Here is a 24708-nt window from a genome sequence, read left to right on the forward strand (position 1 = left end):
GCTGCAACCCTAGAAGGCATGTCTTAACTTTGACTAAAATTGGATCGGCTCAGACCCTCGCGTCTACCGATTCGGCGAGCGGAACCGACGGCTGGGCGCCGCGGGTGAGGCAGGCGAGCGAGCCGGCGACGGCCGCCCGACGCAGCGCCTGGGTAAAATCGAGACCCTGATCGAGGCTCGCGGCAAGGTAGCCGCAGAACGTGTCGCCGGCACCCACCGTATCGACCGGCTCGATCTTGAGGCCCTGGGCGGAGACGATCTCGCCGTCCCGGATGGCGACGACACCGTCGCCGCCGAGCGTCACCACGAATATCTGGCCGGTCTCCGCATGCAGCTTTTCCAGCGCCGCCCTGCGGGCCGTCGCATCCGGGATGGCGGTTCCCGCAAGCAGTTCGAATTCCGTCTCGTTGGCAACGACGATATCGGCCAGCCGGGCAAGCCGCGCCGCGTCATCCGTCAGCGGCGCCGTGTTGATCATCGTTCTGAGGCCTTTGGCGCGCGCCGCCTCGAGTGCCGCTTCCACCGCTGCCGCCGGGATTTCGAGCTGCAGCATGAGGATATCGCCTGCCCGCATGGCATCGACTGCGGCGCGTGCCTGCGCCTCGCTCACCGTGCCGTTGGCGCCGGGGACGACGGCGATCATGTTCTCGCCCGTGCCGCCGACCAGGATCAGGGCCGTGCCGGTCGGCTCGCCGGCGCGGGCGACGGCGGAAAGATCGACCTTGGCGTCATCGAGAAGCGCAAGGGCCGGAACGGCAAAGTTATCCTGCCCGACCGCGCCCGCCATCCTGACCTGGCTGTCGGCCCGCCGTGCGGCCAACGCCTGGTTGGCGCCCTTGCCGCCGGCCGCCGTCGCGAAGCTGGTTCCGGCGACCGTTTCGCCCGGCTGCGGAAGCCGTTCGGTCGTGGCGATGAGGTCCATGTTGATGGAGCCGAAAACGGTGATCATGGGCAGGCCTGTCTGGTCGGTTCGAAGTCGCGCGACACTGCCCGAGAGCGTCACTCCTCGTCAACCACCCTGAGCTTGAGGAGACCGGTGCGGCTTTCCACCACCTTGGCCTGCGGCAGGTCGCGGGCGGTCTCGGCCTCGATCGGCGCCTCCAGCTCCAGCGCTTCGATCTTCGCGCCGCGCCGGTTGAGCTTGTCGGTCGACGTGATGATCTGCTCGACATCCTTCTGGGCGGCGAGGAAATGCGCCTGCAGCTTGCGGGTCCGGTCGTCGAGCCGGGAAAGGTCCTCCATCAGCAGCGCGACTTCGCCCTGGATCAGATGCGCCTGCTCGCGCATCCGCTGGTCCTTGAGCACGGCCTGGATGACCTGGATCGACAGCATCAGAAGGGAGGGCGAGACGATGACGACGCGGGAGCGCTGCGCCTTCTGCACCACGCTTTCGAAGTGCTCGTGGATTTCGGCGAAGATCGATTCCGACGGCACGAAAAGGAAGGCCATCTCCTGGGTCTCGCCCGCGATCAGGTATTTTTCCGATACGTCGCGGATATGCACTTCGAGATCGCGGCGAAAAGCCTGCGCCGCCGTACGTCTGGCCTCCGGCGCGGCAGACTCGCGGAAGGCGTTCCAGGCTTCGAGCGGAAACTTGGCGTCGATCACCAGCGGCGGAGCACCGTTCGGCATGCGGATCGTGCAGTCGGGCCGGGTGCCGTTGGAAAGCGTGGTCTGGAAGGCATAGGCGCCGAGCGGCAGGCCATCAGCGACGATCGCCTCCATTCGCCCCTGGCCGAAGGCGCCGCGCGTCTGCTTGTTGGATAGGATGGCTTGAAGTCCGACGACATCCTTGGCGAGGGTCTGGATATTGCTCTGGGCGGCGTCGATCACCGCGAGCCTCTCCTGCAGCCGCCGGAGGTTTTCGTGCGTCGATCGGGTCTGTTCGGTGAGCGTCGCGCCGATCCGGTGCGTCATGCCGTCGAGCCGCTGGCTGACCGCCTGGTTGAGCTCCGACTGCCGCGCCGAAAGCGTCTCCGCCATGCTGGAAAGCCGGCCCTGCATCTCGCTCTGGACCCGGACGAGTTCGGAAAGCCGGGCTTCGGCCTCCGCCGCCCGATCGAGAGCTTCCTGCCGGCGGCGGGCGCTGCTTCGCACGAAAAGGAGGATAAGCAGCACGATGACGATCGCGGCCGCGGCGACGAGCGCCATGATTTGCTGCGACATCAGAAGCGTGGGAAGGCGGTCGAGAAGATCATCCATCGCATCAGCCTATCAGAATTCCCCGGCTTGAAAAGATCAAAACGTGAACATTTCATGCCGGGGGCTCGCAATTTCTGTTTCATCCGAAAAAAAGATGGGGTATGGGAGGCCATGACGATCAAGCCGCTGATTATACTTCCCGACCCGATCCTGCGTCAGGTTTCCAAGCCCATCGAAAGGGTTGATGCCGAACTCCTGACCCTTGCCGACGACATGCTGGAGACGATGTACGATGCGCCCGGCATCGGCCTTGCGGCGATCCAGATCGGCGTGCCGCGCCGCATTCTCGTCCTGGATGTCGCGCGCGAAGGCGAGGAGAAGAACCCGCAGGTCTTCATCAATCCGGAAATCGTCAAATCCTCCGACGAGCGCTCGGTCTACGAAGAGGGGTGCCTTTCCATTCCGGAATATTACGCCGAAGTGGAGCGTCCGGCGGCCGTCGCCGTCAAGCATATCGGCCGCGACGGCAAGGAACATGTGATCGAGGCCGATGGCCTGCTCGCCACCTGCCTGCAGCATGAGATGGACCATCTGAACGGCGTCCTCTTCATCGACCATATCTCGCGTCTGAAACGCGATATGGTGATCAAGAGGTTCACCAAGGCCGCCAAGGCCAAAGCCGTCTGATTTCGTTGAAAACCGATGCCGGCAGGACTATGATATCAGTGATATCATAGGAGATGCCTATGGGTGACTTGCTGATCCGGAATTTGGATGACGCTTTGAAGCGGGCGCTTCAGGAGCGCGCGAAGCAGAGTGGCCGAAGCCTTTCGGAAGAGGCCATTTATCTCATTCAGAGAAATCTCATGGCGGATCGTTCGGTTTCTACCGGTGAATGGTTGCGCTCGGCGCTGGGCGATGAGCGCTTGACGGAAGAGGAGATCGCGGCAATCGATGCGCTGCGCCACGAACCCGAGCGTGAACCTCCACGATTCGACGAATGATCGTTCTTGACACGAACATCGTCTCCGAGCTTCAGGGGCGGCAGCATAGTGAGCATCTCCTGGTGTGGCTCTCTCAATATGAAGTGGAGGCATTGTTCCTGACGACGGTCGTCGTCGCGGAGATGCGTTATGGATTGGAATTGCTGCCGCAGGGGCGGCGACAAGCTGAACTGTTGAAAGCGTTCGATACTGTCCAAGAGCGGTTTCTTGGACGAATATTGGGGTTCTCAATTCAAGCGGCTAACTATTACGGCATCCTTCGCGCACGGCGTAAGAGGATGGGCCGACCCATGGAAGCCAAGGACGCGATGATCGCCGCGATCTGCCTTTCCCATGGCGCGACGCTGGCGACCAGGAACGTAAAAGACTTCGAGGGGCTTGATCTTCGGCTGGTAAACCCGTTTGAAGGCGCCTGAAACAGAACGGGCGGAAATCGCATCATGTCTCTTCGCATCATCTTCATGGGCACGCCGGAATTTTCCGTGCCGACATTGCAGGCGCTGAAGCAGGCGGGCCACGAGATCGCCGCGGTCTATACCCAGCCGCCGCGGCCGGGCGGGCGGCGCGGCCTCGACCTCGTAAAGTCGCCGGTGCATCAGGCTGCAGAATTGCTGGGGATTCCCGTTTTCATGCCCGTGAACTTCAAGGATCCGGAAGAGCGGGAAAGGTTCCGCAGGCTGGATGCCGACGTGGCGGTGGTGGTGGCTTACGGCCTGCTGCTGCCCGAGGCGATCCTCAGCGGCACGCGGCTCGGCTGCTATAACGGCCATGCCTCGCTCCTGCCCCGCTGGCGGGGAGCGGCGCCCATCCAGCGGGCGATCATGGCGGGCGACGGAAAGACCGGCATGATGGTGATGCGGATGGAGAAGGGGCTGGATACCGGCCCGGTCGCGCTCACCCGTGAGGTGGAGATCGGCGAGAACATGACGGCCGGCGAACTGCACGACCAACTGATGCAGGCCGGCGCCCGCGCCATGGTCGAGGCGATGGAAAAGCTGGAGGCGAACGACCTGCCGCTGAAGCCGCAGCCCGAAGAGGGCGTTCTTTATGCCGCCAAGATCGACAAGGGCGAGGCGCGCATCGATTTTTTAAAGCCGGCAGCGGTCGTGCACAATCACATCCGCGGCCTCTCGCCTTTTCCGGGCGCCTGGTTCGAGGCGGAGATCGGCGGCAAGCCGGAGCGGGTGAAGGTCCTGGCCTCCGAAGTGGGTGAGGGAAGCGGCGAGGCCGGCACGGTGCTCGACGATGCTCTGACGATCGCCTGCGGCGAGGGGGCCGTCCGGCTGCTGAAACTTCAGAAGGCGGGCGGCAAGCCGCTCGCGGCGGCGGAGTTCCTGCGGGGAACGCCGCTTCCGGCCGGCACGAGGCTCACGGCACAGGCGGGGCCGGCCTGATGCCGCGCTTCCGCATGACCGTCGAATATGACGGCACTTCCTATGTCGGCTGGCAGATGCAGGAGAACGGCCATTCGGTGCAGGCGGCTCTTCAGAAGGGCGTCCTCTCGCTCACCGGCGAAACCGTTTCGGTCCGCGGCGCGGGGCGCACCGATTCCGGCGTGCATGCCGTGGGCCAGGTCATCCATGCGGACCTTTCGCGCGAATGGGCGCCTCACAAGCTGCGCAATGCGCTGAACGCTCATCTGATGATGGCGGGCGAAAAGGTCTCCGTGCTCGATGTCCAGGCGGTGGACGATACGTTCGATGCCCGCTTTTCGGCGATCCGCCGGCATTATCTCTACCGCATCCTCAACCGCCCGTCGCCGCTGGCGCTGGAGGCGAAGCGCGCCTGGTGGGTGACGCGCCATCTCGATCACGAGGTGATGCACGCGGCGGCGCAGACGCTGGTCGGCCACCACGATTTCACGACGTTCCGCTCGGCCCACTGCCAGGCGACGAGCCCCGTCCGCACCCTCGACCGGCTGGACGTGACGCGCAATGGCGATCTCATCGAGATGCGCGCGAGCGCCCAGAGCTTCCTGCACAACCAGATCCGTTCGTTTGCGGGCACGCTGAAGCTCGCGGGCGAGGGCAAGATGACGCCGGCCGACGTGCGCGCGGCGCTCGATGCACGGGATCGCGCCGCCTGCGGACCGGTCGCGCCGCCGGAGGGCCTCTATTTCATGAAGGTCGATTATCCATGAGGCGGCGAAGCCGCTCTCACGGGCGGCGAAGCCGCTCTCACGGGCGGCGAAGCCGCTCTCACGGGCGGCGAAGCCGCTCTCACGGGCGGCCAAGCCGTTCCCCGCGACGCCTGGGCCGGTTCAGAGCGGATAGATGCCGAGGAACCGCTGCAGCGCCTCCGTCAGCAGCATGCCGGGCACGATCAGCACGAGCACAAGACCCGTGACCATCAACGGCTGCGGTCCGCAGATCATCCGCATCACCCGCGACAGCGAGATCACCATGACGATCAGCAGGATGAAATGGATGAAGGCGAGCAGGGAATCCAGGCCGGAGGGCAACAGGAAACGCAGGCTCAGCAGGCCGTAAAGATAGGCGAACGGAACCGACAGCCAGTTGACGGTGACGACGACGGCGGGAAACTTCCGTCCGATGCCGAGCAGTCCGCAGAGGAGGCCGGCAAGGATCAGCGGCATCAGCCAGTTGAAGACCTCCAGCATCGCCATCCGGATGTAGAAAACTCCGCCGATCCGCGCACCGGAGGGCATGCTTTCGAGCAGATAGGCCCGCCACCAGAGCCAGGAGAGCAGAGCCGCCGGCAGGCACCAGGCGAAGGCCCAGAAGGAGCGCATCATGCCGCGATCGGAAATGTCGAGCAGGCGGAATCCCTGGGCCTCGCCTCTGATCAACAGCCAGAGGCCGCTAAGATAGAGCCTGACTTCAGAGTAGGAGGGCATTATCGAACCAGCGGGAAATGAAAGTCCCATAGATTTGGGTGAGCGTCTCCAGATCGGCAAGGGCCACCCGCTCATCTATCATGTGCATCGTCTGGCCTACCAGGCCGAATTCCACCACCGGGCAGTAGTCCTTGATGAACCGGGCGTCCGAAGTGCCGCCCGTGGTGGAAAGCTGCGGTGTTCTCCCCGTAACGCTTTCCACCGCCTCGGAAAGCGAGGCGATCAGCGCGTTGTTGCGGGTGAGGAAGACATGGCTCGGGCGTTCCGCCCAGGCGATCTCGTAGCGAACCGGCTCGCGATCCGGACGAAGCGGGCCGTCGGCCGCGGCAGTATCGAGCCGGCGCAGGATCTCGGCCTTCACCGTATCGGCAGTCCAGGTGTCGTTGAAGCGGATGTTGAAGGAAAACGTCGCCCTGGCCGGAATGACGTTGGTCGCCGGGTTGCCCACATCGACCGAGGTCACTTCGAGGTTGGACGGCGGGAAATTGTCGGTGCCCGCATCGAACGGCGGATCCATGAGGGCGGATGCCAGCGGCAGGAGGCCGCGCACCGGGTTGTCGGCAAGATGCGGATAGGCGGCATGGCCCTGCACGCCGGAAACGGTCACCTTGCCGGAAACCGAGCCGCGCCGGCCGATCTTGATCATGTCGCCGAGCGCGTCCGGATTGGTCGGTTCGCCGACCAGGCAGGCGTCCCAGCGCTCGCCCTTGTCTGCCGCCCATTTGAGCAGCTTCTCCGTGCCGTTGACGGCCTGGCCTTCCTCGTCGCCGGTGATCAGGAAAGAGACGGAGCCCTTCGGCGCGCCGTGCTTTTCGATGTGACGGGCGACCGCCGCGACGAAGCAGGCGACGCCCCCCTTCATGTCCACCGCGCCGCGGCCGAAAAGTTCGTCGCCGTCGATCTCGGCCGCGAAGGGCGGGTGGCTCCAGGAGGTTTCGTCGCCGGGCGGCACCACGTCCGTATGGCCGGCGAACATCAGATGCGGCCCCCCGGTCCCGAGCCGCGCATAGAGGTTCTCGATATCAGGCATGCCGGGTTCGCTCGCCACCATGCGCTCCACCTTGAAGCCGAGCGGCAGGAGCATGGCCTCCAGCGCCGCGAGCGCGCCGCCCTCGGCGGGCGTCACTGAGGGGCAGCGGATAAGCGTCTGGAGATTGGCGACGGGATCGGATGCGGACATTGTCTGGCTCAGTCGCGCAGCAGCTCGTTGATGCCGGTCTTGGAGCGGGTCTTTTCGTCGACCGTCTTGACGATCACGGCGCAGTAGAGGCTCGGGCCCGGCTCGCCGTTCGGGAACGGCTTGCCTGGCATGGTGCCCGCGACGACGACGGAATAGGGCGGCACTTCGCCGTAGCTGATCTCGCCGGTGGCGCGGTTGACGATCTTGGTCGACTTGCCGATGAAGACGCCCATGCCGAGCACCGAGCCTTCGCGGACGATGCAGCCTTCGACGACTTCCGAGCGGGCGCCGATGAAGCAATTGTCCTCGATGATGGTCGGGCCGGCCTGCATGGGTTCCAGAACGCCGCCGATGCCGACGCCGCCGGACAGGTGCACGTGTTTGCCGATCTGGGCGCAGGAACCGACGGTCGCCCAGGTATCGACCATCGTGCCTTCGTCGACATAGGCGCCGAGATTGACGAAGGACGGCATCAGGACGACGTTCCTGGCGATATAGGCGGAGCGGCGGGCAACCGCGTTCGGCACGGCGCGGAAGCCGGCGGCGCGGAACTCGTTCTCGCCCCAGCCTTCGAACTTGGAGGGCACCTTGTCCCACCAGGTGGAATTGCCGGGGCCGTTCTTGACCACTTCCATGTCGTTCAGGCGGAAGGAGAGCAGCACGGCCTTCTTCAGCCACTGATGCACGATCCAGGCGCCGTCCGCGCCGCGGCTCGCGACGCGCGCCTTGCCGCTGTCGAGCAGGTTCAGCGCTTCCTCCACCGCATCGCGGATATCGCCCTTGGTGGAAACCGTAACGCTCTCACGATTGTCGAAGGCGGTCTCGATGGTCTTTTCGAGGGAAGAGAAGGCGGGGCTGCTCATGGGAAATCCTTAAACGTCGCTCGATATCGTGATGCTGGGAGAGGTGGCCAACTGGTGTCATTTGCTCTAAGCGACCGTCACTCAAGCGTCAATGTGAATTGGCGTCAACCGCTGTTGGCGCCGGAAGGAACTGTAGAAATGGCAAAGGCGACAAAAGACGGACCACGGCGCAAAGGCGGCATCTGGGATCCGCTGAAGGGCAATGTTGCGGACAAGCACGCAGCGGCCGGCCAGCCGAAGACGCCGCAGACGGAATCGCCTTCCTACCGGCTTGCCTATGCGGATGACGATTTCCTCAGCCGTGAGGAACTGCGTCCGGTCCGCCTCCAGCTCGAGCTCATGAAGGTGGAAATGATGCTGGCCGAACGCGGCATCCAATCGACCGTCGTGCTCTTCGGCGGCGCCCGCATTCCCGCCCCCGGCCAGAACGCCTGGGCGGCCCGCAACGAAACACAGCGCAACAATCTGGAGGCGGCCTCGATCTATTACGAGGAGGCGCGCAAGTTCGCGAACCTCTGCGGCAAGCATTCCGCGAGCTACAACTACCAGGAATATGTGGTGGTGACCGGCGGCGGGCCGGGCGTCATGGAGGCCGGAAACCGCGGGGCGACGGAAGCCGGCGCACCCAGCATCGGCCTCAACATCATGCTGCCGCACGAGCAGGCGCCGAACCGGTTCGTGACGCCGGAGTTCAGCTTCAATTTCCACTACTTCGCCATCCGCAAGATGCATTTCATGATGCGCGCCAAGGCGGTCGCCGTTTTCCCCGGCGGCTTCGGCACGCTGGACGAGATGTTCGAGGCGCTGACGCTCATCCAGACCAAGCGCATGGAGCGCATTCCGCTGATCCTGTTCGGCGAGAAGTTCTGGCGCGGCATCATCAATTTCGGCGCGCTTGCGGAGTTCGGCACGATCGCGCCGGACGACCTGAACCTCATCAGCTTTGTGGAGACCGCCGAGCAGGCCTGGAAGATCATCTCGGATTTCTACGAGCACTGAGGCTCGATCGGGCATTCAGGGTTCAGTTCCGTTGCGATGTGCCGTTCATTCGGCGGTGCAGCAGCAAAAGGCCGAGAAGCGTGCAGAAGGCGAAGATCGAGATCGCGAAGGCCAGCCATAGGGCGGCATGGGGACCGGCAGACGTCATGATGGCGGCGAATACCGGCGGTGCGGCCGCGAAGGAGAGGTTGAGCGGCACCGCGAGCTGCGCCGATGCGCGGGCATAGGCGCCGGCGGGGAAAATCTGCAGCGGCAACGTGGCGCGGGTGACGGCGGTGATGCCGCTGGCGATGCCGTAGAGCGTCGCGAAAAGCATGGCGCCGACGAAATTGCCGGTCAGCAGAAGGACGATGAAGCTCAGCGGAAACAGGGCCGAGCCGGCAAGGCCGGTGACGAAGCCCGACCAGCGCCGGCCGCCGAGAAAATCGACCATGCGCCCCGCCCATTGGGCAATGCCGATGAAGGCCGCGGCCGTCAGCGCACTGGCGTGATCGAGGCCCGCGGCCTCGAACAGGATGATGATGGTGAGGGCAAAGCCCCATGTGAAGAAGCCGTTGGCGGCAAAGCTCATGGCGAGCAGGATGAAGCGTGGCCGGTCGATGGGGACGGGCTCGGCCGTCGCCATCGCTGCGGATTTTTCCCCCGACTCTCCCCGGGGCCGGCGGGCAAGTGCGGTCCAATGCAACGGCATGCAGACAATGAGCATGAGGGCGGCATAGGCCAGCGTCGTCGTGCGCCAGCCCCATTGGGCTTGCAGAAGCCCTGTCAGCGGCCAGACGATGGTTGATGTCAGCCCGCCGGCCAGGATCAGCACGCCGAGCGCCTGGCGCGCTTTCTCGCCGGCGATCTCGGTCACCGCGATCTGCGCCGGTGTCGTCAGCATGCCGGCGCCGGCGAGGCCGAGAATGATCCACGACAGGAGATAGGAAACCGGACCGTTGGCCAGGCCCATGACCAGCAGGCCGGCTGCGCCCAGTGGCGATCCCAACACCATGATCGGGCGGGCGCCATGGCGCTCGAAGACGGCGCTCAGCGGCCAGGACACCATGGCCATGACGACCAGCATGACCGTCGGTCCTGCCATGATCATGGGCAGGGCCATGCCAAGTTCGGCGGCCATGGCAGGTCCCGTGACCGCGGGCAGCCAGAACGTGGCGCCCCAGCCGACGAGCTGGGTCAGCGACAGGGCGGCAACAGCACGGACTGTGGGTGAGCGGAGCGGCCATCGAGGGAATCGACGGAACGGAAGGGTGATCGACGGCATGGTGGCTTGGTGCTTGAAAGGTCTGTGCTGAATCGCGTTGAGACTATGCAACGGTTTTGCGACAGCGATATAAAAACAGAGGTTTAAAAGGCAGGAAGCGGCTCTGAAGATCGGGACGTGCTTTGAAGGCGGGGTATTGAAACGAAAGAACCCGCCCCCTTGGAAAAAGGGGCGGGTCCTTCAGACGACTGCCGGTGCTAGTTCAGGGCCGAAGCCCCAGGGGCAGGGAACTAGAGGGGGCGGTCCGGCAGGTCGTCGATGGAAATGGTTCCGTCCTTGTTCGTGTCCATGCGGGCAAACAGCCTGTCGCCCGCAGCGGATGCTTCGGCCTTGGTGATCTTGCCGTCACGATCCTCGTCGACCATGCGGAAGAAGCCGCCGCGCATCATGCCGCCATGTCTCGGTCCGTCAAAGCGGGCTTCGCGCCGGTCCCGGTCGTGATGGCCGCGATGGTTCCAGCCGTGACGGTCATGATCCCGGCGGTCGTCGTCGCGCCGGTCGGCCCGCCGATCCTGCTGGTCGTCGTTATCGGCCTGCTGCGGGGCGGGGTTGTTCTTGCGGAATTCCTCGCGCTTGGCCTGGCGATAGTCGAAGAGCTCGCCGCGGGTGATCGTGCCGTCCTTGTTGGCATCGATTTCGGTAAACAGCGCGTCCTGGCGGGCGGTCATCTCATCCTTGGAGACCTTGCCGTCCTTGTCGGCATCGGCGTTCTTGAGCAGGCGGACGAACATCACGTCCTGCATGACGGCTCCCCTGCGGTCCGGGCCACCACGCTCGGGAGCTGCGAATGCCGGGAGGGCGGCTCCAGCGACGAGAGCGGCACCGAGGGTCGCCAAAACGATCTTCTTCGCGGTCATCGAAGGGTCCTTTCCGGTTGCGTCGATAGCTTGAAGCTATGCCCCGCAACCGGTCAAAACCACTTAAACATCCGTAATGTGGATGAACTTTTGGTAAGGCTGATAAAACCTTAACCGGCGTTGAGGCCGCCGAGGAAACCGGCAAGGTCGTCGGTCACGTAATCGATGTGATCGTCCTCGTCGGTCAGCTTTTCCCAGCGTTCCATCAGCACGTCGTCGAGATTGCGCGGCACGAGGAGGATCGTGCGCATGCCGAGAGCCTTCGGCACCTGCAGATTGCGCGGCAGGTCCTCGAACATCGCGGCGTTCTTCGTATCGACGCGGTGCAGGCTCGCAAACTTGTCATAGGTGGCGCCGGCCGGCTTCGGCACGTAGCCAGCCGCCACGATGTCGAAGATGTCGTCGAAATTGTCGAGGATGCCGAGCGCGCGGGCGGCCGCTTCCGCATGGGGCACGCTGCCATTGGTGAAGATGAACTTGCGCCCCGGAAGAGCCTTGATCGCCTCGCCGAGTTCGGGATTGGGCAAGAGCGCCGAATAGTCGATCGCATGCGCCCGTTCCAGAAAGCTGTCCGGATCGATGCCGTAGTTCAGCATCAGGCCCTGCAGCGTCGTGCCGTGCTCGTGGTAATAACGCTTCTGCAGCGCTCTCGCCTCTGCCGGCTCCAGTTGCAGCAGTTCCTGCACGTAGGCCGTCATGTTGACGTCGATCTGCGCGAACAGATTGATGTGATGCGGGTAGAGCGTGTTGTCGAGATCGAATACCCAGTCGCGGATATGGGCGAAATCGGCGGGATCGGCAGAGGTCTTCGGTTTCTTGTCCATGCCGGTCTTATGCACTGCCGTGCCGATAAAGAAAATCGAAAAGGCGACCGGTTTCCGCCGAATCGGCCTTGGCGGCCGATCGGGCCGCGTGATACCGCCGCGATATGGAACTCTGGATCCCCATCACCATCGCTGCCGCCTTCCTGCAGAACCTGCGCTCCGCGCTGCAGAAACATCTGCAGGGTTCGCTCGGCACGCGCGGGGCGAGCTTCGTGCGCTTCGGCTACGGCTTCCCGGTGGCGATCCTCTATGTGCTGGCGCTGCATCATTTCGCCGGCTACCCTTTTCCGACGCTTAACTGGACCTTCGCGTTATGGGCGGTGATCGGCGGCCTTGCGCAGATCTTCGCGACCATCATGCTGGTGCATCTCTTCTCGCTCCGGAATTTTGCGGTCGGCACGGCCTATTCCAAGACGGAGCCGGTGCAGGCCGCCATCTTCGGTTTCATCCTGCTCGGCGAGAAGCTGACGCCCGGCGCCGTCGGAGCGATCATCGTTGGCGTCATCGGCGTGATGATGATCTCCATGGCGCGGCTGCCGCTTTCCTGGCGCAATCTTGTCGTGGCTCTGACCGGCCGTACGGCGCTGATCGGCATCGCCTCCGGCGCAGTCTTCGGCATTTCGGCGGTTGCCTATCGCAGCGCATCCCTCTCGCTCGACGGGCCGGGGCCGGTCATGGAGGCGGCGGTGACGCTCGCCTGCGTGACGACCTTCCAGACGCTCTTCATGCTGGTCTGGATGTTCTGGAAGGACAGGCGCGAGATCGTTCAGGTGCTGCTCACCTGGCGTTCGTCCTCGCTGGTGGGGCTCGCCGGCGTCGTCGGTTCGGCCGGCTGGTTCACGGCGATGACGCTGCAGCAGGTGGCCTATGTGCGGGCGCTCGGCCAGATCGAGCTCGTCTTCACCTTCATGGCCTCCTATTTCCTCTTCCATGAAAAGGTCAACCGCATGGAAGTGGCGGGCTGCCTGCTGATCGTCTGCGGCATCCTCGGATTGATTTTCTCGTAATCCACGCCTGATTTGCGGCGGCACCCGTTGCGGAATCCGGTTAGGATGAGGATATTGAACGGGGAGGACCATTCGATGTCTCAGGAGGACAAGGCGACCGCATTCGCCGCGCTTCACCAGAAGGGCAATCCGGTTATCATCTACAATATCTGGGATGCCGGCACCGCGAAGGCCGTGGCGGATGCCGGCGCCAAGGCGCTTGGCACCGGAAGCTGGTCGGTCGCAGCCGCTCAAGGCTATGCCGACGGGGAGAACCTGCCGTTGGAAGCGCTGCTTGCCACCGTAAGGTCGATCACCGCTGCGGTCGATCTGCCGCTGTCGGTGGATTTCGAAGGCGGTTATGCGGAGGATCCGGTGGAACTCGCGAAGAATGTCGGCAGGGTGATCGATGCCGGCGCGATCGGCATCAACTTCGAGGATCAGGTCGTACAGGGCGAGGGCATCTATCCGGCAAGCCGGCAGGCCGGGCGCATCCGGGCCGTTCGCGGGATGGCCGACGAACGCGGCCTGCCCTTTTTCATCAATGCCCGCACGGACCTTTTCCTGCAGGAAGCGGACCGGACCAGGCATGCCGCCCTTCTCGACGAGGCGATCGAGCGTGCCGCTGCTTATGCGGACGCGGGCGGCAGCGGCTTCTTCGCACCGGGTCTCGCAGACGACGATCTGATCGCCAGGCTCTGCGAAGCCTCGCCGCTGCCGGTCAACATCATGATGTTTTCAGGCGTCTCCGCCCCTAAGCGGCTTGCCGAGCTCGGCGTCGGTCGCGTGAGCTACGGGCCGGGTCCCTATCGGGCGATGATGGCGAGGTTGAAGGAAGAGGCCGCGGCGGTCTTCGCCGCCGCCGGCTGATCTCGGATTACGGGACGATCAGGGTGCCGGCGCCGCGCTCGGTGAAGATTTCGAGCAGCACGGAGTGGGCGGTCTTACCGTTCAGGATGACGACGCCCTGCACGCCTGCCTTGATCGCGTCGATGCAGGTCTCGACCTTCGGGATCATGCCGCCGGAGATCGTGCCGTCCTTGATGAGCGCCTGGGCCTGGGCCACCGTCAGTTCCTTGATCAGTTCCTTGTTCTTGTCGAGGACGCCCGGAACGTCGGTGAGGAAGAGCAGGCGCGTGGCGCTGAGCGCGCCGGCAATGGCGCCGGCAAACGTGTCGGCATTGATGTTGTAGGTGGCGCCGTCGCGGCCGGGCGCGACCGGGGCGATGACCGGGATCATTTCCGACTTGGCGAGCAGGTCGAGGAGCGTGCGATCGACTTCCACCACCTCGCCGACGAAGCCGAGGTCGAGAACGCGCTCGATATTGCTGTCGGGATCGATGACCGTCTTCTTGGCCTTCTCGGCGAAGACCATGTTGCCGTCCTTGCCGCAAAGACCGATCGCCCATTCGCCGGTCTGGTTGATCAGCGCGACGATTTCCTTGTTGATCGAGCCTGCCAACACCATCTCGACGATCTCGACCGTCTTCTGGTCGGTGACGCGCAAGCCGCCTTCGAACTTGGATTCGATGCCCATCTTGGAAAGCATGGCGCCGATCTGCGGCCCGCCGCCGTGAACGACGATCGGGTTGACGCCGGACTGTTTGAGAAGCGCGATATCCGCCGCGAACGCCTTGCCGAGTTCCGTGTCGCCCATGGCGTGGCCGCCATATTTCACCACGATGGTCTTGTTCTCGTAGCGCTGCATGTAGGGCAGCGCCTGCGCCAGAAGCTTGGCCTGAAGTTCGCTCTCGGAAGCGGTCATCGAATTCCCCGTGATCTCTAGGTGGGGCCTTTTAGCGCATGTTTTTGACGGAGGAAATAATCGTTGGGACAGTTTAGCGGATTGACATGCAAGCGGCGGTCGTGCCTGTTGCATGGAAGACATCTGCGCGGGGAGGCGGGATGGACGCAGGCGAGGAGATTGCCGCTCTGATTTCGCGCGTGGCGCTGCGCGATCGAGCCGCGTTTTCCGCTCTCTACACGGCAACCGCTCCGAAACTTTTCTCGGTCTGCCTACGTATCCTGAAGGACAAGGCCGAAGCCGAAGATGCGCTTCAGGACGTGTTCGTCAAGGTGTGGCAGCGCGCGGACCGTTTCGCGGCGATTGGGACAAGCCCCACGGGTTGGCTTGTGGCAGTAGCGCGCAACCACGCCATCGATATCCTGCGTGCTCGCCGGCCTGTGGCCGAGAGCCTCGAAGAGGACGGCTGGAGCATTGCAGATTCTTCTCCGAATCCCGAAATGGCGACGGTCGTCAAGGGTGAGGGAAGGCGCATTGACAGGTGTATGGAAGAGTTGGAATCTGATCGTGCCAGCGCAGTCCGCAGCGCATATGTGGAGGGTCTGACGTATCAGGAGCTGGCCGAACGCCACGGTGTGCCTTTGAACACCATGCGTACGTGGCTGCGACGCAGCCTTTTGAAGCTGAGAGAGTGTCTGGACCGATGACGAGCCCGGAAACAGAGCGAAGGAGACCGTTCCCGCGACGAGGTTCTCGCCGGCGAATATGTGCTCGGCGTCCTCTCCCTGGAAGACCGCAGGCGTGTCGAGGCGCGCATCGAACATGACCGCGACTTCGCCGCCATCGTTGCGCGCTGGCAGGAGAACCTTTCCAGCCTGGATGATGAATACGCACCCGTGCCACCGCCGTCCCATCTGTTTCCGGCGCTGGAAGCTCGTCTTTTTCCCGATCTACCGTCTGCCAGAGGGCAGAACCTTGCCGGTCTGTGGAATTCGCTTTTCCTCTGGCGGGCGATTTCGCTGGCGGCCATCGCCCTGCTGATTACCTACGTCTCTCTCGACAGCGGCTGGATCGGCGTCAGGCAGCCGGCAACCCCTCTCGTCGCGGAAATGGCGGGCGAGGGCAGTTCCGTAGCGCTGATGGCGCACTACGATGCGCAAAACGGCCGGCTGCGGATCACGCCGGTGGCGGCGGGCGCGGCGGACGAGCGTTCGCTGGAACTCTGGCTGGTGCCCGGCGGCGGTGATCCCGCCATTTCGCTCGGCGTGCTGCCGCAATCGGGCGAGGGAGAGGTGGAAATTCCGGCCATCCTTCGAAACCGCATTGCCGAAGGCACGACATTGGCCGTTAGCCTGGAGCCCTTCGGAGGGTCGCCCACCGGGCAGGCCACAGGACCGGTCATAGCGGCTGGGCAGGCGAGGCGCCCGTGAGGCGCTGGCGGCTGAACGTCAAAAAAATAGCAGCGCCTGAAACTCTTCTTCCGAAAGCCTCGTCCCTTGTGATGTTCCCGATGAGGACGGGACGATCAACCACAAGAGGAAGAGGAATCGATAATGTTGAAGTTTGCACTCCGCGCCCTTGCCGCGGCAACCGTTCTTTCCGCCGGCGTCATGGCGGCGCATGCCGAGAACCCGAAGGTCGGCGGCGCGGCGATGTTCGAAGACAAGAACATCGTCGAGAATGCGATGAACTCCAAGGATCACACCACGCTGGTTGCGGCGGTCAAGGCTGCCGGTCTGGTGGAAACGCTGCAGGGGAAGGGCCCTTTCACCGTTTTCGCTCCGACCAACGCCGCCTTCGACGCCTTGCCGGCGGGGACGGTGGATACGCTCCTGAAGCCGGAAAACAAGGAAAAGCTTGCCAAGGTCCTGACCTGCCATGTGGTTGCGGCCGATGCCATGTCCTCCGCCATTTCCAAGATGGTCAAGGACGACGGCGGCGAGCACGACGTCAAGACCGTCGGCGGTTGTGTGCTCAAGGCCAAGCAGGACATGGGCAAGATCACTCTCACGGATGAGAATGGCGATGTGGCGAAGGTCGCCATTGCCGACGTCGAGCAGTCCAACGGCGTGATCCACGTCATCGACCGGGTGCTTCTGCCGAGGATGTAAAAGCGGGTCGCGATCGCGCTGTAGCGAATAGCCGGGCGCTTCCAGGCGCCCGGTTTCTGTTTCAGATGCCCTGGCCGACCGCCTCGGCGATCGCCTGGCGCAATTCGTCGAGCCCCTTACCCTTTTCGGAGGAGGTGGACAGCACGTCCGGATAGGCGGCCGGCCGCTTGCGGATCTTCTCCGCGGTCTCGGCGATCAGCTTCGGCACGGCCGGTTCCTTGATCTTGTCGGTCTTGGTCAGCACGATCTGGTAGGAGACGGCCGCCTTGTCGAGCAGGTCCAGGACCTCGTCGTCGTTCTTCTTGAGGCCGTGGCGGCTGTCGATCAGAACGTAGACGCGCTTCAGCGTTGCGCGGCCCCGCAGGTAATCGAAGACCAGCTTCGTCCAGGCGTCGACCTGCTCCTTCGGGGCCTGGGCATAGCCATAGCCCGGCATGTCGACCAGCGCCATCGGCGGCAGGTCGGAGCCTTCGCCGGAATAGCCGTCCGGCACGAAATAGTTGAGCTCCTGGGTGCGGCCCGGCGTGTTGGATGTACGCGCCAGCCCCTTCTGCCCGACGAGCGCGTTGATCAGCGACGACTTGCCGACATTCGAGCGCCCGGCAAAGGCGACCTCCAGCGGGCCTTCCGGCGGCAGGAATTTCATCGAGGGCACGCCGCGGATGAAGATCCAGGGGCGGCCGAAAAGCGGCTTGTCGTCCGTGCTCTTGTCTGCGGGCATCGCGTCCTGTGGTCCTGTCTTTCGAGAAGGGAAATCGCTTCAGGGTTTTGAGCGGCAATGTCAAGCTTGGGCAGGTTTGCCGGGACGGGGAAATGAAAAACCCCGCCGGAGCGGGGCTCTCAAGTCTATTTCGACGCGGCCGGTTTTCGTCGGAAGAGGCCCTTCAGATTGGAGAAGAGCTCGATCTTGGCGCCGTGGCGCTTCATGATCAGCGCCTGCTGGGTGATCGACAGCGCGTTGTTCCAGGCCCAGTAGATGACGAGGCCGGCCGGGAAGGATGCCAGCATGAAGGTGAAGACGACCGGCATCCAGGTGAAGATCATCGCCTGGGTCGGATCCGGCGGCGTCGGGTTCATGCGCATCTGCAGGAACATCGTGATGCCCATGACGAGCGGCCAGACGCCGATCAGCAGGAAGTGCGGCACGTCGTAAGGGAGCAGGCCGAACAGGTTGAAGAGCGACGTCGGGTCCGGCGCGGAAAGGTCCTGGATCCAGCCGAAGAAGGGCGCATGCCGCATCTCGATCGTGACGTAGATGACCTTGTAGAGCGCGAAGAAGACCGGGATCTGCAGGAGCACCGGCCAGCAGCCGGCGATCGGATTGATCTTCTCCTCCTTGTAGAGGGCCATCATCGCCTGCTGCATGGCCATGCGGTCGTCGCCATGCTTGGCCTTCAACTCTTCGAGCTTCGGCTGGACGCGCTTCATGTTGGCCATGGAGGCGTACTGCTTGTTGGCGAGCGGGAAGAAAATGGCCTTGACCACCACCGTCGTCAGCAGGATCGCGACGCCGAAATTGCCGACGTGACGGAAGAAGAAATCCATCAGCTGGAACATCGGCTTGGTGATGAAGTAGAACCAGCCCCAGTCGATCAGGCGGTTGAACTGCGGGATCGAATAGTCGGTTTCGTAGCGCGAGACGAGCGGCACTTCCTTGGCGCCGGCGAAGACCAGGTTCTTGAGCTCCGTCGACTGGCCGGGCTGGATGGTCAGATCGTCGCCCTTGTAGTCGGCCTGATAGCTCGCCTGACCGCCGGTGAAATGCGAGAAGCGCGTGACGTAGGGCAGCGTCTGCGGCGGAACGATGGTGGCCGCCCAATACTTGTCGGTGATGCCGAACCAGCCGGTCGTCGCCTTCTCGTTGGTATACTGCTCTTCCTCGATATTGGAGTAGGTGTGTTCGCTGAGGCGTCCGCCTTCGCCCATCACGCCGATGAAGCCTTCGTGGATGACCCAGACGGAGGGCGTCGCCGGCTTGTTGTTGCGGATGACGCGGCCATAGGGCGCAAGCGTCACCGGAGCGGCCGTCTTGTTGTCGATCTTGTCCGCGACCGTCAGCATGTAATGGTCGTCGACGGAGATCGTACGGGTGAAGGTGATGCCCTTGTCGTTGGTGAAGGAAAGCGTCACCGGCGTCTGCTGCGTCAGCTTGTCGCCGCTTGCGAGGGTCCATTGAGTGCTCGTGCCGGGCACGGTGCCGATGGATTCGTTGGGGATGTAGCCGAGTTCGGTGAAATAGCCGTCCCGCGTGTCGGAAGGCGAGAAGAGCGTGATGATCGGGCTCGAGTCGTCCACCGTCTCGTGGTACTCGCGCAGTTTCAGGTCGTCGAAACGGGCGCCGGTCAGGTTGATGGAGCCGATAAGCGCGGGCGTCTCGATCTGCACGCGGGGAGATCTCGCAAGCGCCTGGTCCCGGGTGGCGGTCGCCTGGGCCGGATTGGCGCCCGGCAGGTTTCCGGTGGAGGTGCCCGATCCGCTCTGGGCGCCGGGACTTTCCGGGGAGGTGGTCTGGGCGGTTTCACCCTGAAGCGCGCGACGGGCTTCTTCGGCGCGCTGCTGGGCCTCCATCCTGGGATTCATGTAGAGGAACTGCCAGGCAAGGACGATCAGCACCGAGAGCGCGATCGCGATGAAGTAATTACGGTTCTTTTCCATCATGCTTTCCTGGAACGGGTCTCCTCGGACCGCTTCGGTTTCGGCTTGCCCTCGATGCGAGCGATAAGCTGTGCCGTCATATCCGCAAAGGGAGCCGTCAGCACCTCCCGCCGCGCGACAATCACATAGTCGTGTCCGTTCTTCATTGCAAATCCGGCAGATTGCCTCACCGCCTCCTTCAGGCGGCGGCGCATGCGGTTGCGTTCGACCGCGTTGCCATGCTTCTTGGTGACGGTGAAGCCGACGCGCGGCCGCTCGTCCGGCGCATCGCGGTCGAGGACCTCCAGAAGGAAGGTCCGGCCCCGGCGGCTTTCGCCCTCCCGGACGGCGAGGAACTGCGGCCGGCTCTTGAGCCGCCCGACAGTCTTCTTGTCTTTCGTTTCGGTCGTCATCGCCCGGTCATCTCGGGCATCCCGGCCTTAGGCCGAGAGACGCTTGCGGCCACGGGCGCGGCGTGCGGAAAGAACCTTGCGGCCGCCTTTGGTGGCCATGCGGGCACGGAATCCGTGACGGCGCTTGCGGACAAGCTTGGACGGTTGATAGGTACGCTTCATTTATTTTAATACCGCGGTGTGCGGCCCTTCTTGGATTTTGCCGCCCGGAGGAAGCAAGAGCGTTTCGGAAAAACGTTCCGCGCAAGCGGCTGCATGCGTGCAAGCCCGCCGGAGCTGAACGTGCGCGGCTTATAAGAGGACTTTGAAGGAAAAGTCAATCGCTGCCGGGCTTTTCGCCTGCATCTCTTCGCGTCCGCATACGCGGCCAAAGCGGAACGCCCCGGCCGGCCGTCAAGAATTGCCGCGGTCGCCGCCCGTTTGATCTCTTCCTGCAAGGAGGCGTGAGAATGTTCACAAGAAAAGCCTCTGCGCACCTCCAAGTATTTGAAATTATACCTCCCGATGAGGCAGGCGGCTTATTTGAATCTAAAGTATTTCTTAATGCATGAGTGCTAATTTTAGCAATCAATGGAAAGGGGCTGCCTGAAGAGTGGTGGTTTTCCTGCGTTGCATGCGTGATTTAGGGGGAAAGCGATGAAAATTCGGGGAAAGATCAATCTCCTCGTCGGCCTTATGAGCCTGGTGGCCTGCTTTATCGGCGGCATGGCTTTGTTTGCCATGGCGGAATACCGCACGATGATGGTCGAATACGAACTGGCCGCCGACCGCGCGCACAAGGGCGAGCACCTGAACCGCCTCGTGACCGCCGTCGTCATGGATTCCCGCGGCGTTTATATGTCGAAGGATACCAAGGAGGCCACGAAATTCGGCACCGGCATCCTCGGCTATCTGGCGGAGATGGATCAGCTCCTCAAGGATTGGAACCCGATCGTTCCCGCCGATGAGCGCGCCGAATTCGACAAGCTGCTGGCCCGCTCGAAGGAATTTACCGCGTTCAGAACCGAAACCGCCCGCCTCGGCCGCGAGGTGAGCCCCGCTGCGGCCAACGAGCAGGGCAACAACGACGCCAATCGCGAGAACCGCAAGGCCTACCAGTCCGAGATCGATGCGATCGTCAAGACGGACAAGGCCGTGCTGGCGGCGGTCGAAGAAAAGTTGAATACGTTCACCCGCACGCTGTTCGTGCTGGTCTCCGCCGTCACGTTCGCGGGCGTGGCCGCCGGCGCCGGATTCGGCCTCTATCTTGGCCGCCGGCAGCTCAGCCACCCGATCATGAGCCTGACGAGGACCATGAAGCGGATTGCCGCCGGCGATTTCGATGCCGCAGTCGCCGTGGGCGACCGGGCCGACGAGATCGGCGACATGGCGGCGGCCATCGAGGTTTTCCGCAAGAACGGTCTTGAAGTGGCCCGCATGAACGCTTCCGAGGCGGCCATGCGTGCGAACAGCGACGAGCTTCAGGCCCGTATGGCGGACGTCGTGGCCGCGGCCGCGGAGGGCGATTTCACGCGCCGCATCGGCAAGCAGTGGAGCGAGGAGGGGCTGGATCGGATGGCGCGTACCGTCGATCAGCTCATGGCGAGCGTCGATGCCGGCGTTTCCGAAACCCGCCGCGTCGTGAAGAGCCTCGCCGAAGGCGACCTGACAGACAGCATGAAAGGCGATTTCAAAGGTGCCTTCGCGGAATTGCAGCACAACGTCAACGGCACGATGGAGACGTTGCGCGCCACGATGAACAACGTTCGCATCGCAACGGGTTCGATGAACGGCGGGGCGACCGAACTCAGCAAGGCGGCGAACGACCTCTCGCGGCGGACCGAGCAGCAGGCCGCGGCGCTCGAACAGACATCCGCCGCGCTCGACGAGATCACCGCCGTCGTAAAGACCTCGACGGAGCGCGCTCATGAGGCGACCGTCATGGTCGGCGAGGCGAAGCAGAGCGCGGTGCAATCCGGCGAGGTGGTCCGCAGCGCCGTGGACGCCATGGGCCGCATCGAGCAGGCGTCGCGCGAGATCGCCCAGATCACCAATGTCATCGACGAGATCGCCTTCCAGACCAATCTTCTGGCGCTGAATGCCGGCGTCGAGGCGGCGCGCGCGGGCGAGGCCGGCAAGGGCTTCGCCGTCGTGGCGCAGGAAGTGCGCGAGCTCGCCCAGCGTTCGGCAAGCGCTGCGAAGGACATCAAGGCGCTGATCAGCAAATCCGGCGAGGAGGTCGCCGGCGGCGTACGGCTCGTCCAGAAGACGGGGGAAGCGCTTTCCGAGATCGAGGCACGCGTGCTGCGCATCAACGACCATATCCATTCGATCGCCGTCGCATCCCGCGAACAGGCAACGGGGCTTGCGGAGGTCAACACCGCCGTCAACCAGATGGATCAGGTGACCCAGCAGAACGCCGCCATGGTGGAGGAGACCTCCGCCGCGACGACGAAACTGTCCCTGGAAGCCGACAGCCTGTTTTCGCTCGTCTCGAATTTCAACATCGGCGATGGCGGGCAAAGCCCGGCCAGGCCGGAAAAATCCTCCCGCCCGGTGGCCGCTGCCGCGGGCCATCGGCCCCACGCTTCTCCGGTCAAGGCCATGGCGGGCGCGCTCGTCCGGGCTTTCGCAGGCGGCGGGGCTGCCGCCAGGACGTCGGCCGCCGCAGCCGGCGATTGGGAAGAGTTCTGATCCGATCGCTTCAGCCGGTCGGGAGGCAAGCGGAGATGGGAAACCGTCTCCGCTTTCTCTTTTGCACCGCAGTGAAGAAGGGCTGGTAAATTGCGGCCGAACCTTTAAAATAAAGGATCAGCCGCAGCCTGCCGCCAGCCTTGCACGGCAGGATTGGAATTCGGAAATGGAGACCCGCATGGACGACGAGGTTCGCACCTCGGGGCACTCGGGGACCTCGCCGGAAGGCGCAGGTCCGGAGCCGATGCCGCGTCTTTTCCGCGGCCTTTCCGGCAGGCTTCTCTGGCTCACCATGATCTTCGTGATGCTGGCGGAAGTGCTGATCTTCGTGCCATCAGTGGCGACCATGCGCATGAACTGGCTGCGCGACAGGCTGGATACGGCCGCAGCCGCGGGCATCGTCATCGATGGTCTGCAGCCGGCCGAGCTTCCCCGTGCGGTGCAGGATGACACGCTGCTCGCGACCGGCACCAAGGTGATCGCGCTCAAGAAGGACGGCACTTCGCGGCTGCTTGCCGCGACGGATACCCAGCCGCAGGTCGATCAGGTCTTCGACCTTGCCAGCACGCCGATGCTTGCCTCGATGCGCGATGCGCTCGATACGCTGGTCTTCGGCGGTGGCCGTGTCATGCGTGTCTTCGGGCCGATCGGCGACAGCGACATGATCATCGAGCTGGTCATGACCGACTATGCCCTGCGCAAGGACATGCTGAAATATTCGAAAATGATGTTTCTCATTTCCCTGCTGATCTCGCTGATCACGGCCGTGCTGATCTTCCTGGCCATCAACCGCATGATGATCATGCCGATCCGGCGGCTGACGCACAGCATGCAGCTCTTCTCCGAACAGCCGGAGGATCCCGCCCGCGTGTTCGCCGGCGATCGATCCCGCGGCGAACTCGCCGTGGCCGGCCGGCACCTGACCGCCATGCAGGTGGAGCTGCAGCGCACGCTGAAACAGCAGAAGAACCTTGCCGATCTCGGCCTCGCCGTCTCCAAGATCAACCACGACATGCGCAACATCCTGGCTTCGGCGCAATTGATGTCCGACCGCCTGACGGATGTCGACGATCCGATGGTGCGGAGTTTCGCGCCCAAGCTGCTGCGGACGATCGACCGTGCGGTCGGCTATACGAGCGAGGTGCTCGCCTACGGCCAGGCCTCCGAGGCCGCGCCGCGCCGCCGCCGCATCCGGCTGGCCGACCTCTGCCAGGACGTGCGCGACATCCTGGCCATCGATCCGGAAGCCGGCATCGAGTTTCTCGAACAGGTCGGCGTCGATGTCGAGGTGGATTGCGACAGCGAACAGCTTTTCCGGGTCATCCACAACCTCTGCCGCAACGCCGTGCAGGCGCTGATGAATTTCGATCCCGAGGACGCGTCCATGGTCCGGCGGATCACGGTCTCGGCGCATCGGGTCGGCAGCGTCGTCAGCATCATGATCGACGATACCGGTCCCGGCATGCCGCGCAAGGCGCGCGAGAACCTGTTCTCCGCTTTCCGCGGCTCGGCCCGTTCCGGCGGGACGGGCCTCGGCCTGGTGATCGCCCGTGAACTCGTGCTCGCGCATGGCGGCACGATCGCGCTCGTGGAGAAACCGGGTCCCGGAACGCAGTTCAGGATCGAAATTCCCGACCGGCCCGTCTCGCTGGAGGATTACCGGGCCCGGGCCTGAATGGAAATACATGTTGCTTCTCAACGGCTTGAGCGAGAAGTGACAGTAAAATGACGTGGCCCTCGGGAAAATCGCTTGCAATCCTTCGCGGCACCCATTAGAGGATCGCCACGCAAGCGGTGACGCGCCGCTCGCTCACGCACCCGTAGCTCAGCTGGATAGAGCACCAGACTACGAATCTGGGGGTCAGGAGTTCGAATCTCTTCGGGTGCGCCAATTTACCCAACTGTCGATTGCCACGCTATTTTGCCTTTTTGGCCACTATGTTGCCTTTGAGCCAGCCATGCTGACCTATCGTCGGTGACATTCGGCGAGCGCCTTTCCCGTTCAGGAACTTCGTGGTTCGACCCATTGCAAGCCTTCCCTCTTCGCAGATTCAACCGCAATATGTGTCGCGAGTTTCGGGCAGACCGTGTCAAAAGTCCGCCGATCGTGATTGTAGCAAGCTGATTGTGTCGGTGGCGGGAATTTTGGAGTTTCCG

At 63.5% G+C, this 24708-nt stretch carries 25 protein-coding genes, 1 tRNA gene and 1 pseudogene; 14 read left to right on the plus strand and 13 right to left on the minus strand.

Annotation, left to right across the window (positions count from 1 at the left end; genetic code table 11):
• Nucleotides 1–49: 49 nt before the first annotated feature.
• Together ACMGE0_RS24410 and ACMGE0_RS24415 are read right to left on the minus strand one after the other, a co-directional pair.
• The gene (locus tag ACMGE0_RS24410; RefSeq protein WP_436818491.1) at nucleotides 50–949 is read right to left on the minus strand and encodes a ribokinase; all 900 of its coding nucleotides are present in this window, start codon (nucleotides 947–949) and stop codon (nucleotides 50–52) included.
• Between the two features lie 50 nt (nucleotides 950–999).
• Entirely contained in the window at nucleotides 1000–2202 is a 1203-nt protein-coding gene (locus tag ACMGE0_RS24415) for a DNA recombination protein RmuC (RefSeq protein ID WP_436818492.1), read from the minus strand.
• A 111-nt stretch (nucleotides 2203–2313) separates the two neighbouring features.
• On the opposite strand from ACMGE0_RS24415, the gene def reads away from it, so the two are divergent.
• From def to truA, 5 genes are read left to right on the plus strand one after another with little or no spacing between them, the layout of a single operon-like run.
• Nucleotides 2314–2829, plus strand: coding sequence for a peptide deformylase (gene def / locus ACMGE0_RS24420; protein WP_436818493.1), 516 nt, complete (start codon nucleotides 2314–2316; stop codon nucleotides 2827–2829).
• A gap of 59 nt (nucleotides 2830–2888) precedes the next feature.
• Nucleotides 2889–3146, plus strand: coding sequence for a FitA-like ribbon-helix-helix domain-containing protein (locus ACMGE0_RS24425; protein ID WP_436818494.1), 258 nt, complete (start codon nucleotides 2889–2891; stop codon nucleotides 3144–3146).
• Nucleotides 3143–3562 carry a type II toxin-antitoxin system VapC family toxin gene (locus ACMGE0_RS24430; RefSeq protein ID WP_436818495.1) on the plus strand — a complete coding sequence of 140 codons (420 nt, stop codon included), beginning with the start codon at nucleotides 3143–3145 and terminating at the stop codon, nucleotides 3560–3562. Before ACMGE0_RS24425 ends, ACMGE0_RS24430 begins: the two co-directional genes overlap by 4 nt.
• 24 nt (nucleotides 3563–3586) lie before the next feature.
• Nucleotides 3587–4540 (plus strand): methionyl-tRNA formyltransferase, encoded by a 954-nt coding sequence (gene fmt / locus ACMGE0_RS24435; RefSeq protein ID WP_436818496.1) that lies wholly within the window; start codon nucleotides 3587–3589, stop codon nucleotides 4538–4540.
• Nucleotides 4540–5286 (plus strand): tRNA pseudouridine(38-40) synthase TruA, encoded by a 747-nt coding sequence (gene truA, locus ACMGE0_RS24440; RefSeq protein ID WP_436818497.1) that lies wholly within the window; start codon nucleotides 4540–4542, stop codon nucleotides 5284–5286. Before fmt ends, truA begins: the two co-directional genes overlap by 1 nt.
• A gap of 120 nt (nucleotides 5287–5406) precedes the next feature.
• Here truA and ACMGE0_RS24445 read toward each other — a convergent pair whose 3' ends face one another.
• Genes ACMGE0_RS24445 through dapD form a run of 3 tightly spaced genes read right to left on the minus strand, consistent with a single transcriptional unit; the run spans nucleotide 5407 to nucleotide 8046 of the window.
• Nucleotides 5407–6003, minus strand: coding sequence for a hypothetical protein (locus ACMGE0_RS24445; protein WP_436818498.1), 597 nt, complete (start codon nucleotides 6001–6003; stop codon nucleotides 5407–5409).
• Nucleotides 5987–7183 (minus strand): succinyl-diaminopimelate desuccinylase, encoded by a 1197-nt coding sequence (gene dapE, locus ACMGE0_RS24450; protein WP_436818499.1) that lies wholly within the window; start codon nucleotides 7181–7183, stop codon nucleotides 5987–5989. The genes ACMGE0_RS24445 and dapE overlap by 17 nt, the downstream gene beginning before the upstream one ends.
• A gap of 8 nt (nucleotides 7184–7191) precedes the next feature.
• Nucleotides 7192–8046 (minus strand): 2,3,4,5-tetrahydropyridine-2,6-dicarboxylate N-succinyltransferase, encoded by an 855-nt coding sequence (gene dapD, locus ACMGE0_RS24455; RefSeq protein ID WP_436818500.1) that lies wholly within the window; start codon nucleotides 8044–8046, stop codon nucleotides 7192–7194.
• A 138-nt stretch (nucleotides 8047–8184) separates the two neighbouring features.
• Between dapD and ACMGE0_RS24460 the strand changes: the two genes are divergently transcribed.
• Nucleotides 8185–9045 (plus strand): LOG family protein, encoded by an 861-nt coding sequence (locus ACMGE0_RS24460; RefSeq protein ID WP_436818501.1) that lies wholly within the window; start codon nucleotides 8185–8187, stop codon nucleotides 9043–9045.
• A 22-nt stretch (nucleotides 9046–9067) separates the two neighbouring features.
• Here the strand turns inward: ACMGE0_RS24460 and ACMGE0_RS24465 are convergent, their stop codons facing one another.
• From ACMGE0_RS24465 to ACMGE0_RS24475, 3 genes are all read right to left on the minus strand, one after another.
• Entirely contained in the window at nucleotides 9068–10309 is a 1242-nt protein-coding gene (locus ACMGE0_RS24465; RefSeq protein WP_436818502.1) for an MFS transporter, read from the minus strand.
• Between the two features lie 230 nt (nucleotides 10310–10539).
• On the minus strand, nucleotides 10540–11166 hold the full coding sequence (locus tag ACMGE0_RS24470; RefSeq protein ID WP_436818503.1) for an EF-hand domain-containing protein: 627 nt from the start codon (nucleotides 11164–11166) through the stop codon (nucleotides 10540–10542).
• 110 nt (nucleotides 11167–11276) lie between these two features.
• Nucleotides 11277–11990 (minus strand): pyrimidine 5'-nucleotidase, encoded by a 714-nt coding sequence (locus ACMGE0_RS24475; RefSeq protein WP_436818504.1) that lies wholly within the window; start codon nucleotides 11988–11990, stop codon nucleotides 11277–11279.
• Nucleotides 11991–12094: 104 nt separating this feature from the next.
• Here ACMGE0_RS24475 and ACMGE0_RS24480 point away from each other — a divergent pair, with 104 nt between their 5' ends.
• Both ACMGE0_RS24480 and ACMGE0_RS24485 read left to right on the plus strand, forming a co-directional pair.
• Nucleotides 12095–12997, plus strand: coding sequence for a DMT family transporter (locus ACMGE0_RS24480; protein WP_436818505.1), 903 nt, complete (start codon nucleotides 12095–12097; stop codon nucleotides 12995–12997).
• Between the two features lie 75 nt (nucleotides 12998–13072).
• Nucleotides 13073–13846, plus strand: a complete 774-nt coding sequence (locus ACMGE0_RS24485; protein ID WP_436818506.1) for an isocitrate lyase/PEP mutase family protein — start codon at nucleotides 13073–13075, stop codon at nucleotides 13844–13846.
• Nucleotides 13847–13853: 7 nt separating this feature from the next.
• Here ACMGE0_RS24485 and argB read toward each other — a convergent pair whose 3' ends face one another.
• Nucleotides 13854–14741, minus strand: a complete 888-nt coding sequence (gene argB / locus ACMGE0_RS24490; protein WP_436818507.1) for an acetylglutamate kinase — start codon at nucleotides 14739–14741, stop codon at nucleotides 13854–13856.
• A gap of 140 nt (nucleotides 14742–14881) precedes the next feature.
• Between argB and ACMGE0_RS24495 the strand changes: the two genes are divergently transcribed.
• From ACMGE0_RS24495 to ACMGE0_RS24505, 3 genes and pseudogenes are all read left to right on the plus strand, one after another.
• Nucleotides 14882–15427 carry a sigma-70 family RNA polymerase sigma factor gene (locus tag ACMGE0_RS24495; protein WP_436818508.1) on the plus strand — a complete coding sequence of 182 codons (546 nt, stop codon included), beginning with the start codon at nucleotides 14882–14884 and terminating at the stop codon, nucleotides 15425–15427.
• Nucleotides 15424–16150, plus strand: a pseudogene (locus tag ACMGE0_RS24500) (anti-sigma factor). The gene ACMGE0_RS24495 and the pseudogene ACMGE0_RS24500 overlap by 4 nt, the downstream one beginning before the upstream one ends.
• Nucleotides 16151–16273: 123 nt before the next feature.
• Nucleotides 16274–16831 carry a fasciclin domain-containing protein gene (locus tag ACMGE0_RS24505; protein WP_436818509.1) on the plus strand — a complete coding sequence of 186 codons (558 nt, stop codon included), beginning with the start codon at nucleotides 16274–16276 and terminating at the stop codon, nucleotides 16829–16831.
• Between the two features lie 61 nt (nucleotides 16832–16892).
• Here the strand turns inward: ACMGE0_RS24505 and yihA are convergent, their stop codons facing one another.
• From yihA to rpmH, 4 genes are all read right to left on the minus strand, one after another.
• Complete coding sequence (gene yihA / locus ACMGE0_RS24510) at nucleotides 16893–17552, minus strand: ribosome biogenesis GTP-binding protein YihA/YsxC (protein WP_436818510.1); 660 nt, start codon at nucleotides 17550–17552, stop codon at nucleotides 16893–16895.
• Nucleotides 17553–17677: 125 nt separating this feature from the next.
• Nucleotides 17678–19486, minus strand: coding sequence for a membrane protein insertase YidC (gene yidC / locus ACMGE0_RS24515; protein WP_436818511.1), 1809 nt, complete (start codon nucleotides 19484–19486; stop codon nucleotides 17678–17680).
• Nucleotides 19486–19878, minus strand: a complete 393-nt coding sequence (gene rnpA, locus ACMGE0_RS24520) for a ribonuclease P protein component (protein WP_436818512.1) — start codon at nucleotides 19876–19878, stop codon at nucleotides 19486–19488. The genes yidC and rnpA overlap by 1 nt, the downstream gene beginning before the upstream one ends.
• 27 nt (nucleotides 19879–19905) lie before the next feature.
• Complete coding sequence (gene rpmH, locus ACMGE0_RS24525; RefSeq protein ID WP_081953029.1) at nucleotides 19906–20040, minus strand: 50S ribosomal protein L34; 135 nt, start codon at nucleotides 20038–20040, stop codon at nucleotides 19906–19908.
• A gap of 474 nt (nucleotides 20041–20514) precedes the next feature.
• On the opposite strand from rpmH, the gene ACMGE0_RS24530 reads away from it, so the two are divergent.
• The 3 genes from ACMGE0_RS24530 (at nucleotide 20515) to ACMGE0_RS24540 (ending at nucleotide 24442) form a co-directional block, all read left to right on the plus strand.
• Nucleotides 20515–22551 (plus strand): methyl-accepting chemotaxis protein, encoded by a 2037-nt coding sequence (locus ACMGE0_RS24530; RefSeq protein ID WP_436818513.1) that lies wholly within the window; start codon nucleotides 20515–20517, stop codon nucleotides 22549–22551.
• A 178-nt stretch (nucleotides 22552–22729) separates the two neighbouring features.
• Entirely contained in the window at nucleotides 22730–24226 is a 1497-nt protein-coding gene (locus tag ACMGE0_RS24535) for an ATP-binding protein (RefSeq protein ID WP_436818514.1), read from the plus strand.
• A gap of 139 nt (nucleotides 24227–24365) precedes the next feature.
• A tRNA-Arg gene (locus tag ACMGE0_RS24540) sits at nucleotides 24366–24442 on the plus strand.
• Nucleotides 24443–24708: the final 266 nt, after the last annotated feature.

Origin of the sequence: Neorhizobium descurainiae, from assembly GCF_051400715.1 — a bacterium.
Classification (GTDB): domain Bacteria; phylum Pseudomonadota; class Alphaproteobacteria; order Rhizobiales; family Rhizobiaceae; genus Neorhizobium.